At 71.9% G+C, this 15,952-nt stretch carries 10 protein-coding genes; 8 read left to right on the top strand and 2 right to left on the bottom strand.

Features of this window, described 5'->3' with window-relative positions:
- Positions 1 to 183 precede the first annotated feature (183 nt).
- The 4 genes from D7X99_RS34840 to D7X99_RS34855 all read left to right on the top strand — a co-directional run bounded on the left by D7X99_RS34840 (position 184) and on the right by D7X99_RS34855 (position 5,001).
- On the top strand, positions 184 to 1,050 hold the full coding sequence (locus tag D7X99_RS34840) for a hypothetical protein (protein WP_233613962.1): 867 nt from the start codon (positions 184 to 186) through the stop codon (positions 1,048 to 1,050).
- A gap of 87 nt (positions 1,051 to 1,137) precedes the next feature.
- Positions 1,138 to 1,560, top strand: coding sequence for a cupredoxin domain-containing protein (locus D7X99_RS34845; protein WP_121760666.1), 423 nt, complete (start codon positions 1,138 to 1,140; stop codon positions 1,558 to 1,560).
- Between the two features lie 16 nt (positions 1,561 to 1,576).
- Positions 1,577 to 2,014, top strand: a complete 438-nt coding sequence (locus tag D7X99_RS34850; protein WP_121781539.1) for a copper transporter — start codon at positions 1,577 to 1,579, stop codon at positions 2,012 to 2,014.
- A gap of 56 nt (positions 2,015 to 2,070) precedes the next feature.
- Entirely contained in the window at positions 2,071 to 5,001 is a 2,931-nt protein-coding gene (locus tag D7X99_RS34855; RefSeq protein ID WP_121781540.1) for a helicase C-terminal domain-containing protein, read from the top strand.
- A gap of 109 nt (positions 5,002 to 5,110) precedes the next feature.
- Here the strand turns inward: D7X99_RS34855 and D7X99_RS34860 are convergent, their stop codons facing one another.
- Positions 5,111 to 5,848 carry a HAMP domain-containing protein gene (locus D7X99_RS34860; RefSeq protein WP_121781541.1) on the bottom strand — a complete coding sequence of 246 codons (738 nt, stop codon included), beginning with the start codon at positions 5,846 to 5,848 and terminating at the stop codon, positions 5,111 to 5,113.
- Positions 5,845 to 6,594, bottom strand: a complete 750-nt coding sequence (locus D7X99_RS34865; RefSeq protein ID WP_121781542.1) for a HEAT repeat domain-containing protein — start codon at positions 6,592 to 6,594, stop codon at positions 5,845 to 5,847. The genes D7X99_RS34860 and D7X99_RS34865 overlap by 4 nt, the downstream gene beginning before the upstream one ends.
- Before the next feature lie 170 nt (positions 6,595 to 6,764).
- Between D7X99_RS34865 and D7X99_RS34870 the strand changes: the two genes are divergently transcribed.
- The 4 genes from D7X99_RS34870 to D7X99_RS34885 all read left to right on the top strand — a co-directional run bounded on the left by D7X99_RS34870 (position 6,765) and on the right by D7X99_RS34885 (position 15,941).
- On the top strand, positions 6,765 to 8,531 hold the full coding sequence (locus D7X99_RS34870; protein WP_121781543.1) for a protease pro-enzyme activation domain-containing protein: 1,767 nt from the start codon (positions 6,765 to 6,767) through the stop codon (positions 8,529 to 8,531).
- Between the two features lie 198 nt (positions 8,532 to 8,729).
- Positions 8,730 to 9,908, top strand: coding sequence for a hypothetical protein (locus tag D7X99_RS34875; RefSeq protein ID WP_147476352.1), 1,179 nt, complete (start codon positions 8,730 to 8,732; stop codon positions 9,906 to 9,908).
- 220 nt (positions 9,909 to 10,128) lie between these two features.
- The gene (locus D7X99_RS34880; RefSeq protein ID WP_121781545.1) at positions 10,129 to 13,317 is read left to right on the top strand and encodes a poly-gamma-glutamate biosynthesis protein PgsC/CapC; all 3,189 of its coding nucleotides are present in this window, start codon (positions 10,129 to 10,131) and stop codon (positions 13,315 to 13,317) included.
- Positions 13,314 to 15,941 (top strand): hypothetical protein, encoded by a 2,628-nt coding sequence (locus tag D7X99_RS34885; protein ID WP_121781546.1) that lies wholly within the window; start codon positions 13,314 to 13,316, stop codon positions 15,939 to 15,941. The genes D7X99_RS34880 and D7X99_RS34885 overlap by 4 nt, the downstream gene beginning before the upstream one ends.
- Positions 15,942 to 15,952: the final 11 nt, after the last annotated feature.

The following is a 15,952-nucleotide window of genomic DNA, read 5'->3' on the forward strand; positions in this document are numbered from 1 at the left end:
CCCACGCCCCGGCCGTCCGCGTCCGTGGCGCCGTCCGCTCCCCCGCCGCGCCCGGCTCCGGGCCCGGCAGGCTCGGCAGGCTCGGAGACGACAGCCCCCTCGGCGCCGCCCCGGCCGTCCGGTGCGCTGGCGCCAGGCTTCACGCCGGGAGCCGCGTCACGTCCGCCTCCCCGGGGTCCCGGGATGGGTGGGCCCCCGCGCGCGGGAGGGCCTCCGGGCCGCTTCGCGCCGCGCCCCGGCCCCCCGCGCCCGCCGCCCACACCGGAGCAGATCCTGTCGCTGGCCACGCGCGAACACGTGCCGGCGCGCATCGCCAAGGGTGAGCTGGAAGGGAAGATGAAGGCGCGCATCTGGCGCAAGCTGCACGCCGAGGAGGCGAAGCGCTTCGACCAGGTCTACGAGCTGATGGGCCAGACGCCGAGCCTGTCGCTGGGCGACGCGTTCGGCATCCTCCAGAGCGGCCTCACCGTGCAGGAGTTCATGGCACGCAAGGAGCGCAGCCAGCGCAAGGCGGCCATCAAGCAGGCGCGCGGCCAGGTGGACAACGCGCTCGTCGCGGACTTCCTGGGCGCCTTCATCGAGCAGAAGACCGAGCTGTCCGTGGTGCTGGCGGAGCGGTCGCTGTTGGACACGCTGCTGGCGGAGGAGGCCATCGCCTTCACCTTCGAGCGCACGGGCCGTCTGGAGAAGCTCCAGGTGGTGCTCATCGCGCGCAGGGGTGACTGGGAGCGGCTGATGCCGACCCTGGAGCGCGACGCGAAGCTCACGCAGAAGCCGGCGCAGGTGGCGCGGCAGCCGGACAAGCGCCCCTATTCGGACCCCCGGCCGTTCCTGCCGCACATCGGGCAGACGGTGAAGCTGGTGCTGCGCAACGGCATCACGGTGGAGGCGCCGCTGTTGCGAGTGGGCCGCTTCGACGTGCTGCTGGGCGAGCCCGGGCACGAGCTGTTCATCCCGCTGCACGCGCTCCTGCGCTTCGAGGCGCCCCCGGCTCCCCCCGAGGATGCTTCCGACGACGAGGACGGTTCAAAGCCCGACGCCGAGGGCTGAAAGCGGCTCGCGGTGTCGTTACTTCCGGGCGGCCCTGCCTTCAGTGGCGGGCCGCCCGTGTCCTTCCTCCCCCTGGAGACTTCATCCATGCGCCCCTTCTTCTCCCGCATCATCAAGCCCTGGCTCGCGCTCACCGCGGCGGCGGTCCTCGCGGGGGCGTCACAGCAGGCGTGCACGAAGGAGTCCTCCGCGAAGGAGCCGGGCACGCCCGCCGCGCAGGAGGTGGGCCGGAGGGAGAACGGCGTGCACGTGGTGGACCTGGCCGTCACGGAGAAGGGCTACGAGCCCTCGCCGGTGCAGCTCAAGAAGGGCGAGCCGGTGAAGCTGGTGGTGACGCGCAAGACGGACCTGACGTGCGCCACCGAGCTCGTGATGGACGAGTACAAAATCGACACGAAGCTGCCCCTGAACACGCCAGTGGACATCACCTTCACGCCCAACCAGTCCGGGACGCTGAGGTACGGCTGCGCGATGGGGAAGATGATCGCCGGCACGTTCGTGGTGGACTGAAGGCCTCGGACTCCGCATGCGCCCGTCCTCCCGCCGCATCGTCGTGCTCACCGTGGCCGCGGTGCTCGTGGGGGTGACGCAGCCGGCGTGCTCGAAGGAGCCGCCCGCCGCGAAGGCGCCGGAAGCGGATGAGCACCGGGGCCACGGCTACACGGCCCTCGTGGACGACGGCCACGTGGTGAACGGGAAGCGGATGCTGGAGATGTCCGTCACGGAGAAGGGCTTCGAGCCGTCCTCGGTGGTCCTGCTCCAGAAGAACCAGCCGGTGACGCTGCTGGTGACGCGCAGGACGGAAGCGACGTGCGCCACGTCGCTGGTGATGGCCGACCAGGGCATCAACGAGAAGCTGCCGCTGAACACGCTGGTGGAGATTGCCTTCACGCCCCGTCAGTCCGGGATGCTCCATTACGGGTGCCCGACGGGAGAGACCACTGGCCGCTTCTTCGTGCAGTAGCGCCCCGCTCCGTTAACTGGCGATGTCCGTCCAGGCGGGTAGGCTCGCGGGCCAGCATGGGCAGCTCGGAGCTCTTCACCCGGCACGTCTTCCTGGACCTCGAAACGACGGGGCTCGACCCCCGCGTGGATGAGGTCATCGAGGTGGGGTGCCTCTTCTTCGAGCACGGCCGGGAGGTGGACCGCTTCTCCCAGCTGTATTCGGCCTCGCGCCCGCTGAACCTCACCATCCGCCGGCTCACCGGCCTCTCCGACGCGCAGCTCTCCGGACAGCCCCGCTTCGACACGGAGCGCACCCTGCTGCGGGAGCGGCTCAAGGGCTGGACGGTGGTGGCGCACAACGCCCCGTTCGAGAAGGGCTTCCTGCCGGACGTGCTCGGCGGCGTGCCGGTGCTCGACTCGTGCGAGCTCATGCACTACCTGCACCCGGAGCTGCCCAGCCACTCGCTGGAGTCGCTGATGCGGTGGGCGAAGCTGGGCTCGCAGCAGCCGCACCGGGCGCTGCACGACTGCGTGGCGGTGCACGCGGTGCTGGTGCACGCGTTGGATGGCTGCGTCCGTGACGGGCGAGCGGAGGACGTGGCGGACCTGCTGTCCACGATGGACCCCAGGGCCCGCGCGGCGCTGGGGCCCACGCCGCTGCTGGATGCCTTGTCGGAAGAGGACGCACGCGACCTGGCGATGGACGCGGAGGCGCGCCCGCTGCTGGAGCTGCTCTCTCGGCTGTGGGACGCGTGCCGGGCCACGCCAACGCCGCTGAACCTGGAGACGACGGGTGGCTTCCTGCGCGCGCGGCCGGAGCGCAAGCGCGTGAATGGCGGCAGGCCTCCCCCGGAGCCCGAGCTGGACGCGACGCCGCTGCCGGTGCGTCCGGAAGAAGTGGCCCAGGTGCTGGGGCCCGGCGGCGCGCTGGAGCGGGGCGGCGGGTTCCTGTCCCGGCCCGCGCAGCTGGAGATGGCGCAGGCGGTGGCGCGCACGCTGTCGGACGGTGGGCAGGTGGCGGTGGAGGCCGGCACGGGCACGGGCAAGTCGCTGGCGTACCTCACGCCCGCGGCGCTGTTCGCCGCGCGCAATGGGCTGAAGGTAGGCGTGGCGCCGCACACGAAGACGCTCCAGGACCAGCTCCTGGAGAAGGACCTGCCCCGGCTGCACCAGGCCACGGGTGGCGCGTTCGGCTACGCGCTGCTCAAGGGCCAGACGAACTACCTGTGCCGCCGCCGCGCGCTGGAGGCCACGCGCGTGGAGCCGGGGATGAACCACTCCGCGCGGGCGCCCCGGGCCTATGTGCGCGCGTACATGCGCCGCAGCGTGGACGGGGACCTGGACCGGCTGAGCCACTGGTTCCGAGAGCGCTTCCCGGGCATGCACGGGCTGGTCCCGGCGGTGCGCTCGGAGGCGGCGACGACGCTGGGCGAGCGGTGCCCGCATCACCACAAGTGCTTCTACCACTCGGCGGTGGCGCAGGCGCGCGAGGCGGACGTGCTGGTCATCAACCAGTCGCTCGCGTTCGCATGGCCCGCGCGCTACGGGCGCCTGGACCACCTGGTGCTGGACGAGGCGCACGAGCTGGAGGACGTGGCCACCACCGCGCTCACGGTGGAGCTGTCCGACCTGGCCTTCCTGCGCCTCACGGAGCGGCTGCACGGACGCGACGGGCGCCGGGGCCTCTTCGCGGAGTTGCGCCGCGCGCTCGCGGCCACGCGCCGGGACGAGTCCCGCGTGCTGATGTCCGAAGTGGACGACGCCCTGCGCACGCTGCTCCAGGAGGCGCGCCTGCTGGGCGAACAGGTGACGACCCTGTGCGAGCCCGCGGCGGCGATGCCTGGCGAGGACGCGGACGACGCGGCCTATGCGCCGGAGCTGCGGGTGACGGACGCGGTGCGCGCCCTGCCCGCCTGGGAGCCCGTGCGAGAGGGCCTGGTGGCGGTGCGCACGGCGCTTCAACGGGTGCACACGCTGCTGTCAGTGCGGGTGTTGGCGGCGCTGCCGGAGCTGGCGGTGAAGCAGCCTTCGCTGGAGCGGGAGCTGGCCGGCGCCACCACGGAGCTGGGCGAGCTGTCGGTGCTCGCCGGCGAGTTGGCTGGAGAGCCGGACGCGAAGCGCTGCTACGCGGCGCGGGCGGAGCCTCGCAAGGCGCGTTGGAGCGTGGGCGCGCAGCCGGTGGACGTGTCCGAGTCCGTGGCGAAGGACTTCGCCGCGAACAAGCGCGCGCTGGTGATGGCGTCCGCCACGCTGGGCACGGGTGACCCTGTTCCCTTCGTGCTGAAGCGGCTGGGACTGAGGCCGCCCATCTTGCGCGCACCGTCGCCGTTCCATCTGGGACAGCAGGCGCTGGTGGTGCTGGTGACGGACGCGCCGCGCGCGCACGAGGAGCCGTTCATCGACTGGGCCTCCGGGCGCATCTCCGGCCTGGCGCAGGTGATGGGCGGCCGGGTGCTGGGCCTGTTCGCCTCCACGCGGCGGCTGGAGCGCGTCGCGCGCGAGGTGCAGGCGAGGCTGGAGCCGCACGGCATCGAGGTGCTGCGCCAATCGCGCGGACACGGCCGTTCGCTGGCGGCGCGGCAGGAGCGCGACACGGGCACGGTGCTGCTGGGCACCAAGAGCTTCTGGCAGGGCGTGGACATCCCCGGGCGCGGCGTGGGGTGTGTCTTCATCGACAAGCTGCCCCTGGAGCCGGCGTCACGGCCGCTGGTGGCCGCGCGCGAGGAGCCGCTGGCGAAGGCGGGCAACGAGTACCTGGGCTTCCTCCAGTACCGGCTGCCGCGCGCGCTGCTGCTGCTCCGTCAGGGCGTCGGGCGGCTCATCCGCTCCACCACGGACCGGGGCATCGTCGTGGTGGCGGACCCCGGCCACGCCAGCTACCGGCCGCTGCTGCTCCAGGCGCTCGCGGGCTACCGCGTCGTCGCGCTGCCGTGGGCGCAGGCGCGGCTGCTGCTGCACTCGGAGCTCTTGCAGATGGGGCTCACCGCGGACACCGCGCGGGTGTGAGGCGCCTCGCGCGCTTGAAGCAAGGCCCTGCCCTGCCCTACCGCGCTCATGGGCCGCGCTTCGGTTGAGCGGCGCCTCGCGCGGTGAAGCGGGGCACCTGCCCTCTGCCCTACCGCGCCAGCCGCTCGCGGTAGCGCGTCTCCAGGGCGGTCAGTTCGTCCACCCATGCGCCCGTGGCGCCGCTCGTCTTCGCCTGCGCCAGGGCCTCCGACAGCGCGCGCGCGTCCTCGGTCTGCTGCGCGCGCAGCCGCTGGGTCATGTCCCGCGCGACCTCGAAGACGTCCTGCAGCTCGTCGCCTTCGCGCAGGCCGTGCTGCGGCGGGTTCAGGTGGCCTTCCGCCACTTCACGCATCATGCGCTTGATGCGGAAGAGCGGGCCCACCATCCGGTGCGTCACCACGATGGTCGCCAGCGCCACCACCGCGATGAACGACACCAGGCAGCCGCCCAGCACCCACCACGTCAGCTGCTGATGGCGCTCCAGCTCCGCGCGCTGCGTGACGATGGCCGCGCGCTCCGCATCGTACTTGGCGTCGATGGCCTGCGCCTGCTCGCGGAACTGCTTCTCGAACGCCGGGTCGTTCATGTGGACCATCAGCTCGTTGGAGAGCGTGGCTCCGGACAACTCGCGGCTCACCTCCGCCGCCGCCGAGCGGGCGTCCACCGCCTTCGCCGTCTCTTGCAACAGCGAATTCGCCGCGCGCACCAGGAAGATGCCCAGCAGCGCCGCCATCACCAACGACACACCGACGATGTACGCGGTGAGCCTCAGCTGGAAGGGCGCGTCGAGCAGGAAGTTGCGCCAGCGGCGCTTCGTCGTCGGGGCCTGGGCCGTGGTCGTCGTCATGTCTCGCTGCTCCACTCGAAGGTCGCGGCGGCTTCCTCGATGGCTCGGGGGATCAGGGCCTTCAACAGGTCCGCGGGCGGAGCCCCCGCGGCGTTCACTTCCACCTGTCCCATCAGGGACTGCTCCGGGTACGTCATGCACAGAAGCTGCAGGCGCAGGCCTCCACTGTCCGTCGCCTGGATCTCCGCCGTGATGCGGTAGCCGTGCACGCCCAGCTTCTTGAGCGCGCCCTTCGCCGCGGCCTTCGACTCCTTCTCCGGCGCCATCTGCGCGCCCCGGCGCACCAGCTTGGAACGAAGCCGCTCCTGCGTCACCTTCACGAGCTCCGCGGGCACGCGGCCCGTCTTGTCCTTCAGCGCGTCCAGCGACAGGTAGAAGCGCGGCCGGCGCGCCTGGAACGCCTTGATGGCCTTGATGGACTCCGCCACCGCCGCCTGCACCGTGGCGTCCGCCTCTCCCTGCACCGCCTGGAGGCAGTCGAGCCCCTTCGGCTCCAGGAGCGCGCCCAGCCCCTTGGCCACCGCCGCGCGCACCAGCTCGCTCGGGTCCTTGAGGCCGCCGCACAGCGGTGTCACCGCTTCGGGATCCTCGGTGGCGCCCAACACCAGCGCGGCCTGTGAGCGCGCACGCGGATCCCTTCCCTTCTCCAACTGACGGCCCAGGAAGGTGATGCGCGTGTCCCCCTGCGCCAGCGCAGCGCACGGCAGCAGGAAGATGAAGAGCAGGAGTGCTGTCGGCAGCCGCATGGGATGGGCAAAGAAGTACCAACAGTGTAGCCGCGATTTACCTGTCCACGACAGTTGCCTCGCAGGGCAATCGCTCCCACCTTCGATGCGCACAAGGGCCGACGTCTTCCAGGGGGAGGACGGCTGGGGTGCCGGGGACCCGAGGCGGGTCACTCCGGGCTGGGGGCGCAATGAAGCGCGGATACATCCTGACGGGTGTTCTTCTGCTGGCAGGGTGGATGGGTGGCTGCCGTGACTCGGACCGCCTGACGTCCGTGGGCAAGCCGCGGCCTCCCGGGCCGACTCCGGTGGAATCCACGCCCACCCTTCCCGACTCCGAAAACTCACAGCCGCCGCCTGGCAGACCGCCGCCGGAGCCGGAGGTGGTGGACCCGCCGCCGCCCGACCCGGAGGCGGAGGTGCTGGACCCCACGCCCATCCCGACGACGGACGGCGTCCCGGGCCCCCTGCCGGGCGTCTACACGGACAAGGGCGAGGCGCCGGTGACGGACCTCATCCGCGGGCTCGTGTCCTTCCCCATCCGAGACCAGGCCGCGCTCGAGGAGCGCATCGCGGACATCTACAAGCCAGACGGATCCCGCTTCCGCCAGTACATGACGCCCGCCGAGTGGATGGCGAAGCACGCTCCGCCGGAGAAGGACGTCACCGTCGTCACGGACTGGCTGAAGTCCGAGGGCATACAGGTGCCCTACGTCGCCACCAACCGGCTGCTGGTGCAGTTCGTGGGCACGGTGGGCCAGTTCAACAAGGCGTTCGGCGTGACGCTGCGAGTGCTGGAGCGCAAGTCGCCGCAGGGCGGAAATGATCCGCACGACGTCTACGGCCTCGTGGAGACCATCAAGGCGCCCACGTTCGTGCAGCAGCGCATCCACGCCGTCGTGGCGTTGGACCTGCCGGCGGAGACGGGCACGCTGCCCGGCGAGTTCGGACAGCCGTCCACGGAGCCGCCGAACCCCGTCAGCCGGGGCCTCACGCCGCAGCAGGTGGCGCGCGCGTACAACGTGGACTCCATCTATCAGCAGGGCCACCAGGGCCAGGGCATGAAGCTGGGCGTGGTGATTGGCGCCAGCTTCCGGTGGAAGGACGTGCGCGCCTTCTGGAAGATGTGGGGCATCGAGCGCGAGGACCCCAAGGTCATCCAGACCATGGAGCCGCCCGTCACGCGCTACCGCGAGGGCACGCTGGACGTGGAGTGGGCCGCGGCGATGGCGCCCAAGGCGGAGGTGCTCGTCTACATGGGCCCGGACGCGCGCAACACGTCCATTCTCTACACCTACAACGAGGCCATTGGCCGCGGTGAGGTGAGCGTCATCACCACGTCCTTCGCCCACCGCGAGGACTCCGAACCCAAAGCGGTGCATGAGGCATACAGCCACGCCAGCACCATGGCCGCCGCGCTGGGCATCACCGTCGCGGCGGCGAGCGGCGACTCCGCGGGCGTGGACGTGCCGGGCAACAGCCCCTACGTCACCGCCGTGGGCGGCACGCAGTTGAAGATGAACGGCATGACGGTGACGGGCGAGACGGCCTGGTACTACTCCGGCTCCGGCATCACCCGCACCTTCGCCACGCCGGAGTGGCAGAAGGGCCTGGTCCCGATGCCCGCCAAGCGCGCGGTGGTGGACGTCGCGCTGAACGCGGACACCGGCTACTGGTACACGTGGCTGGGCGTCACCACGCCCAACACCGGCACGTCGTTCTCCTCGCCCATCTTCGCGGGCATCATGACGGTGGTGAACGGCGCGCGCGCGGACGCAGCCAGGCCGAGGGTGGGCTGGCTCAACTCGCAGCTCTACACGCTGCCCGCGGTGCAGCAGACGTTCCGCGACATCACCGTGGGCGTCACCGACCGTCAGTACGAAGCCGGGCCGGGCTGGGACATCCCCACCGGTTGGGGCGCACCCGACGCGGAGGGACTGCTGCGGACCCTGCCCTGAGCGGGCGGGTGACATAGAGCGGACGGGCAACCGAGCCCCGCTCCGGCTGTCATCCCGGATTGACGGGGTGCGAATGCATGCGCAGGGCGTGCTGTTCGGGACAGGACCATGTCCTTGCCCCCCCTGCGCGCATCCCTGTCCTGCCTCCTGCTTTTAGCAGCCGCTTGCAGCAATGCCGTCGCAGGACCGAGCGATGCCGTGGCGGAGAGCCCCTCCACGTCCGCTCCGGGGACTGTCGTTGGGACGCCCACTTCGCCCACCGCGCCCGTGGAGGACGAGGGCCAGGTGCCCACCACGCAGACGCCCACCGACACGGTGACGCCCGTGGAGACGCCCGCGACCGAGACGCCGGTCGTCAGCGCGCCTGCTCCCACGACGAGCGTGTGTTCACCGCTCAGCTCGCTGACCAGCCTGACGGGCAACCTGACGACGTGGCTCCTGACGGCGCCCATCGCCGCGGCCAACAGCGGCGGCTTCAAGGAGCCGGGCGGCACGGAGCTCGCCGCGTTCGAGGGCGCGTTCCGCACACTGCTCACCGACGGCCCCACGCCGCAGGTGGTGCAGGACCTGGCGGGGATGGGCTACGGCGTGTCCACCTTCCGCAACGACGCGGGCGGCGGGTGGCTGGTGGTACGCGAGCAGGGCCTGCTGTCGCGCGGCGGCGGCACCTTCATCATCAACCTGTTCCCCGCGCGCAACCTGTGGCTGGAGGCACCGCACGCGGACTCTGATGAGGGGACGCTGCGTCAGACGGCCACGCAGCTGGTGACGCTGGGCGCTCGCGCGCTGCTGATCACTGGCAGCAACCGCTGCGCCGTCACCACCGCCAGCCCGTGCAGCGGTACCACCAGCGTGTGCGGCACGAAGGGCCTGCGCATCTCCGACGCCGCGCACTACGGCAACAACTTCTTCACCGCCGCGCACCGCGCGCTGCGCGACACGTACCCGGACGCCATCGCCGCCAGCATCCACGGCATGGACGCGGGCGACGGCCCCGAGGCCGCGGTGGTGAGCGACGGCACCAGCGCGCCGCGGCTGGACGCGCTCTCCAACCGCCTGCGCGACGCGCTCAACACCCACCTGACGGGCACCAAGAAGGCCTTCTCCTGCAACGCGGCGGATGACTCGGGCAAGCACCGCACGCTGTGCGGCACCAGCAACGTGCAGGGCCGCATCGACAACGGCGCCGCGGACGCGTGCTACACGGAGGCCGCCGCCGCCACGGACCGCTTCGTCCACCTGGAGCAGTCCGCCACGCTGCGCGGCACCGGCGCGTCGTCCAAGGCCGTCATCCAGGCGCTCGCGGACACCGTGCCCTGCACGCTCACCGGTTCCGGACTGGGCTGCCCTGCCGTGGTCGCACAGGACTGCCCGTGAAGTGTCTCGCGGGAGACGTCCGCACGTGCCGTGCCAAGCGGCTGCTCGTCATGTGAAGCAGGCGGGCTGATCCGTCCGCGGATCCGATGTCAGTGTCCGGGGCTGGGCATTCAGTGACACTGGAGGCCCGAAGTTTCGGTTGGACAGCGGACGCTTCTCAGCAGCCGAGAGGGGCAACCCTGGTCGGGTCCAGCGCCCTCCCTAGATTCGAGCGGCCACCATGGCGCTCCTTTCGACCCTGACACTCTTCCCGGCCTACTCCCTCGACACCTCCATCCTGGTGGCGGTGCTCGTGGGCGTGCTCATCCTGGCGCTCCTCACGGAGACGCTCGGGTGGGTCTTCGTGGGCCTCGTGGTTCCCGGCTATCTGGCCTCGGTGTTCGTCATCCACCCGGAGGCGGGCTGCACCGTCGTCGCCGAGTCGCTGCTCACGTACGGCCTGGCACTGGCGTTCTCCAGCGGACTGTCCCGCACGGGGGCCTGGAGCGAGTTCTTCGGCCGCGACCGCTTCTTCGCCGTGGTGCTCGCCAGCGTGGTGGTTCGCGCGGTCAGCGAGACGTGGCTCCTGCCCGTGCTGGGGCACTGGATGGACGAGCGGTGGGGCACGTCCTTCATCGTCGACCGCAGCCTGCACAGCATCGGACTGGTGCTGGTGCCGCTCACCGCGAACGCCTTCTGGAAGCTGAAGCTGCGCCGCGGGCTGTGGCAGGTGGCGGTGCCGGTGGCGCTCACGTACGTCATCCTCCGCTTCGTGCTGCTGCCCGGCACCAACCTGTCCTTCTCCAGCCTGGAGCTGATGTACGAGGACGTGGCGCAGGACTTCCTGTCCAGTCCCAAGGCCTACATCATCCTGCTGACGACGGCGTTCCTGGCCGCGCGCTTCAACCTCAAGTACGGCTGGGACTTCAACGGCATCCTCGTGCCCGCGCTGCTGGCGCTCACGTGGCTGGAGCCGTTGAAGCTCGTGGCCACCTTGGCGGAAGTGCTGCTGCTGGTCGTGGCCGCGAAGGCGGTGCTGTCCGTGCCGGGGCTGCGCACGCTCAACCTGGAGGGCCCGCGCAAGACGGTGCTCGTCTTCTGCCTGGGCTTCCTCGTGAAGTGGGGCATCGGCTGGGCCATGGGCGGCCGCATCCCAGGCCTCAAGGTCACGGACCTGTTCGGCTTCGGCTACCTGGTGCCCACGCTGCTGGCGGTGAAGATGCTGCAGAAGCAGGTGATTGCCCGAGTGCTCCTGCCCACGCTGCACACGTCGCTGGCGGGCTTCCTCATCGGCAGCCTCGCGGGCTTCGGGCTGTCGCTCATCGAACCGCGTCCGGCCACCGCGCTCACCGCGGAGGCGTCGCGCGACCACGTGCCAGGGCTGGGCCTGGACCGGTCTCCGCTGGGCCTGATGGTGCTGGGCCGCGCCACCGCGCGCGAAAGCGACGTGGGCGGGCAGTCGCTGCGGCTGAAGCACGGCGACCTGCGCGAGTACAGCGGGCTGTGGAACGGATTGGACGCGTGGCTGGAGTCGGGCCGCGGGGAAAGCCTGAGCGCGCTGCGCACGAAGGCGGTGGCGCTGGGGCTGGAGCTTCGCGAGCTGCCGAAGCAGGACGGCGTGCCCGCGCGCTTCGCGCTGGTGGAGCGCGTGGAGGGCGCCGGCAAGGCGGGCTGGGACACGTCGCTGCTCGTCCCCCGTGCGCACGGGCCGGTGCTGGAGGTGCCGCGTCCCCTGACGGAGGCGCCGAGCGCCGAGGCCGCCGCGCTCCTGTGCGAGCGCGTGAACTGCCGCGCCATCATCGTGAGCGGCGTGGATTCCCGCCGCGCGGGCCTGGTGTTGGGTGATGCGCTGGCGCAGTCGGAGACGCCGCTGCGGCACGCGCACGACGCGCTGTCCTCGCGGGAGCGGGTGCAGCTGCGCGTGGATCCGTCACTGAAGCCGGGCCAGGTGGTGCTGCACACGCCGGACGGCAAGGCGCCGCAGGGCCTGGACATGCTGTGGCCGGGCGCGACGGTGACCGCCAATCCTCCGCCGGAGCCTGGCGGCAACTGGGGTGAGTCGCGGGTGAGCGTGCTGCGCGCGAGCGCCGTGGACCTGGCCTCGCTGGTGATCGCGCACGCCCAGGCGCTGGCCGCGCCGATGACGGAGCGCGACGCGCTGGGCACGCTGATGGTGACGCCGGAGTTGGCGCGCGTGCCGGCGGTGCGGCCGTCGGACGCGGAGCTGCTGGTGCTGGAGCAGCAGGTGGCCTCGCCGCTGCTGGGCGGTGGGACGGCGGACGTGCCGCGGGAGCTGCGCTCGCGGTGGGCCGGAGCCATGGCGGCGCTGATGGGCCTGCGGGTGCACCCGGTGATGGAGTGCGCGGGTGCGACTGCCGGCTGCTGGTGGGTGACGGACGCGGAAGACACGCCGGGCCGGCTGGGCGCGGGGCTGATGGTGCGTCCGGGCGGTGCTCCACTCGCGCTGGAGGTGCCGTCGCCGGCCCGCGAGGCGGGTACGCTGCCGGTGGCAGCGGAGCTGTGGCACGAGTCGCGGTCCACCGCGCTGGTGTTCGCCACCGCGTCCGGCGACATGCCCCACCCCGCCACCTTCGGTGAGCTGCGCACGAGCTTCCAGGCGTTCCACCAGGCGGTGCACCGCGCGCTGCCCAGGGAACAGGGCTGGGTGCTGCACCTGCGTGGCTTCTCCGGCAGGCCGTCCGTGGAAGCGGACGTGTTGGTGGACGTGGGCAGCCCGGTGCTCACGGAAGCGCAGCGGCCCGCGGATTTGGAAAGGCTGTTGTCGCAAGAGGGCCCGCTGGGCTGGCTGGGGCAGCGCGTGCGCTACCACGACGGCTCACCGGAGCTGACGGGCCTCAACGACGCGAGCCCGCAGCAGGTCTTCTCCCGCACCTTCGGCGGGGCGCGGCTGGCCACGCTGTGGCTGTCCGAGCCGCTGCGGGGCGCCTTCGTGGGCCCCCGGCTCGTGGCGGAGGAGCTGGCCATCACGGGCCTGTTGCCCGAGGAGCCGCGCGAGTCTCCCGAGCGCGCGCTGCTGGCGGACCGGCTGGTGGCGCCGACGCAGCCGGTGTCCGCGGCGCTGAAGCAGCACTTCGCGGAGCTGACCGCCAGCGCGGAGCGCTACGTCTCACAGCAGAACGTGCATGACCTCCGCGCGCTGGCGGAGACGAAGCGCGTGGGCAATGTGACGCGTCAGGTGAAGTCCGGCTTCAGCGCCGAATACGGCCTGCCCTTCCTCCTGGTGGAAGCGCGGCAGGGCAAGCAGGTGCTGCGTGCCATCTATTTCCTTCAGCAGCACCCGTCGCCGGCGAAGCGCGCGGAGCTGACCGCGGGTGACGCGGAGCTCGCGAGCACGGTGGACCTGGCGCTGCGGCACCGCCGTCCGGTGGTGCTGACCGGGGAAGTCTCCCGCGAAGAGGCCCGTCGATGAAGACCCGCAGCCGCGCCCTCGTGGCGCTCCTTGGACTGATGGTGGGCCTGGCCCTCATCTGGGGCGCGAGCCTCGCCGTGCTGGGCAACACCGACACGCCCACCGCGCGGCGCGACGCGAAGTTCGTCAACGCCGAGCGCCTCATCTTCTATCGCCTGGAGCCGGGCCGGGAGATGCGCGTGCGCGTCCCCGCGGAGGCCGAGGAGCTGCTCATCGTCACGCACGAGCTGCTTCCGGACGGCTCGCCCTACGCGCCGGAGAAGCAGTACCAGTACGGCCTCAAGGCCATCCTGCGCGGGCCGGACGGCGTCCTCCTGGAGCGCTCCATCTTCACGCGCACGCGCCAGAGCAAGGGCCAGCCGCAGGAGGACGGCACGTTCCTGGCGGAGAGCGCCTTCACCACGCACGCGGATCAACAGGTGACGGACGAGCGCGAGTTCGTGCTGCGCCTGCCCAAGGAGCGGCCGGACTACTCCGTGCTGTACCTGAGGGCCGCGGGCGCGAACGACACGCTGCTGGCGCGCGTCTACGTCCGCGCGCACCGCACGCTGCCGCTGCTCGCGTCGCAGAAGCTGGCCCAGGCCCGCGCGGAGGTGCGCGCCGGGCGTGCCACCTTCGAGCCCTTCGAGAAGCTCTCCCCCGACACGCGCCGCTGGCTCGCGGAGGAGCACTGGGAGCGCCTCAACGCGGAGGGCGAGGCGGGCACCGACTACCAGATTGAACCCGTCTACCGCACCCCGTACCGGCTGCCGCTGGTGGAGGCCACCGAGTCCGTGCAGGAGCGCCTGGGCGCCGGCCGCGCCGTGGCCCTCAACGTCACCGGGCCCGCGAAGCCGGTGCTGTGGCTGTGGAGCGACGCGACGGACGCGAAGGCGCAACCGCACGGCCCCGTGACGGTGCAGACGCTCTCCGCGGACGGCACGGCCCACACGATGGAGCTGCCGGGCCCCGTGGCGGGTTCGCCCATGTCGCATCCGCTGGAGCTGCCGGAGGGCGTGCACACGGTGATGGTGCGCAACGACGGTCAGGAGGACCTGCGCTACACGGTGGAGGGCCCGTTCGAGTCATGGCTGCTGCCCGCCGAGTCGCGTCCCCAGCCGGGCGTCGCGTCGGAGGGCCGCGTGGCCTTCCTGCCGGACACGCGCCGCACGGAAGCGTTCGCCACCGGCCCGGCGTGCCCGGTGCTGGAGCTGGACATCGATCCGCGCATGGACGCGGTGGGGCGGCTGGTGCGCATCGATGCGCGCTCGCTGGACCGCGTGCCCTCGCGCGAGCCGCTGCACCTGAGCCTCACGGTGCTGGATGCGCAGGGCCAGTCCCTGGGACAGGCTTCGCTGGACGCGACGCCGGAGCCCGCGCCGTTCGAGAGCGCGGCCCTGGTGCCGCTGCCGGGTGGCGCACTGCCCTGCATGCCCGTGGCGATGGCGCCCCAGGACGCGGGCTCTGGAGAAGTGACGGATCTCCCGGCGTGGGTGTCGGGCGCGACGAGCGCTCGAGTGTTCCTGCCGATGGGTGCGCGCAAGCTGCGAGTGGAGGCGCCGCGCACGACCATCGTGCAGCTCTACAGCTTCCTGTCCAGCGGACAGCCCATCGCGGGGTCCACGCCGTACACGAACGACGCGCTCACCGGCGTGCGCTGGCGCAACGCGCCCGTGGATCAGCGGGCGTGGCACCCGATGCGTCCGGCGAACATGAACGCGCTGATGCAGGGCGGCGCGCGCATGGAGCTGCTCAGCCAGGTGCGCCTGGAGCCGGTGGGTCCCGAGGAGGAGCGGTCTCCGCCGACGGGTGACGCGGTGGTGGTGCGCCCCTACGGCACGCCTTCGGTGGTGGAGGTGCTGGAGTCCGGGCCGGCGGACACGGTGGACATGGTGAAGGCGCTGTCCACGGTGCTGGAGCCGGGCCGCGCGGTGCGGGCGCGCTTCGATGCGCGCACGCCCACCCGTCCGGAGGTGCGCATGTCGCTGAAGGACGCGGCGGCGCTGGGCAACGAGGTGGAGGTGCTGCTCGACGGCGAGCCGCTGCACCGCTTCACCGTGCGCTCCACACGGGCGAGGGAGCTGCTGCCGCCGCTGCCGCCGGGTGAGCATGAGGTGCTGCTGCGTTCCACGGCGCCGGGGCTGACGGCGCTGCTCAACCGGCCTCCGGCGGCGGGCAGCGGTCTGCGCTCGCGCACGGTGTATCCGGTGAGCCAGGGAGGGCTGCGTGTGCCGGTGCGCAAGACGGGTCCCGGCGCGGTCACGCTCAACGTGGTCGTCTACACGCCGGTGGCGGACGGCGCGACCGAGCCCCAGCTGTCCGTGACGGTGGATGGCGGCAACCCCGTGCGCCGCGCCAGCGTGCTGGTGCCGCACGTCACGCGCGCCGAGCGCACGGTGGTGCTGCCGGCCTCCGAGCGCGAGCCGGCCATGCCGGTGGGCCGCCCGGGCGTGAAGTGGTACGCGCGCACCGTGCCGGTGACGCTGGGCGAGGACATCGCGCCGGGCGTGCACACCGTGCGCATCCAGTCACTGGGCATGGGGCCCATGTGGGCGCGGTTCTTCATGTTCGGTCAGGCGGTGGAGAACACCGCGCCGCGCATGTGGAACCGCGGCGGCTGGCAGCCGGACGAGGACCTGTTGTGAGGTTCCTCGGG

This window comes from Corallococcus sp. AB032C (genome assembly GCF_003668935.1).
GTDB lineage: Bacteria > Myxococcota > Myxococcia > Myxococcales > Myxococcaceae > Corallococcus > Corallococcus exiguus.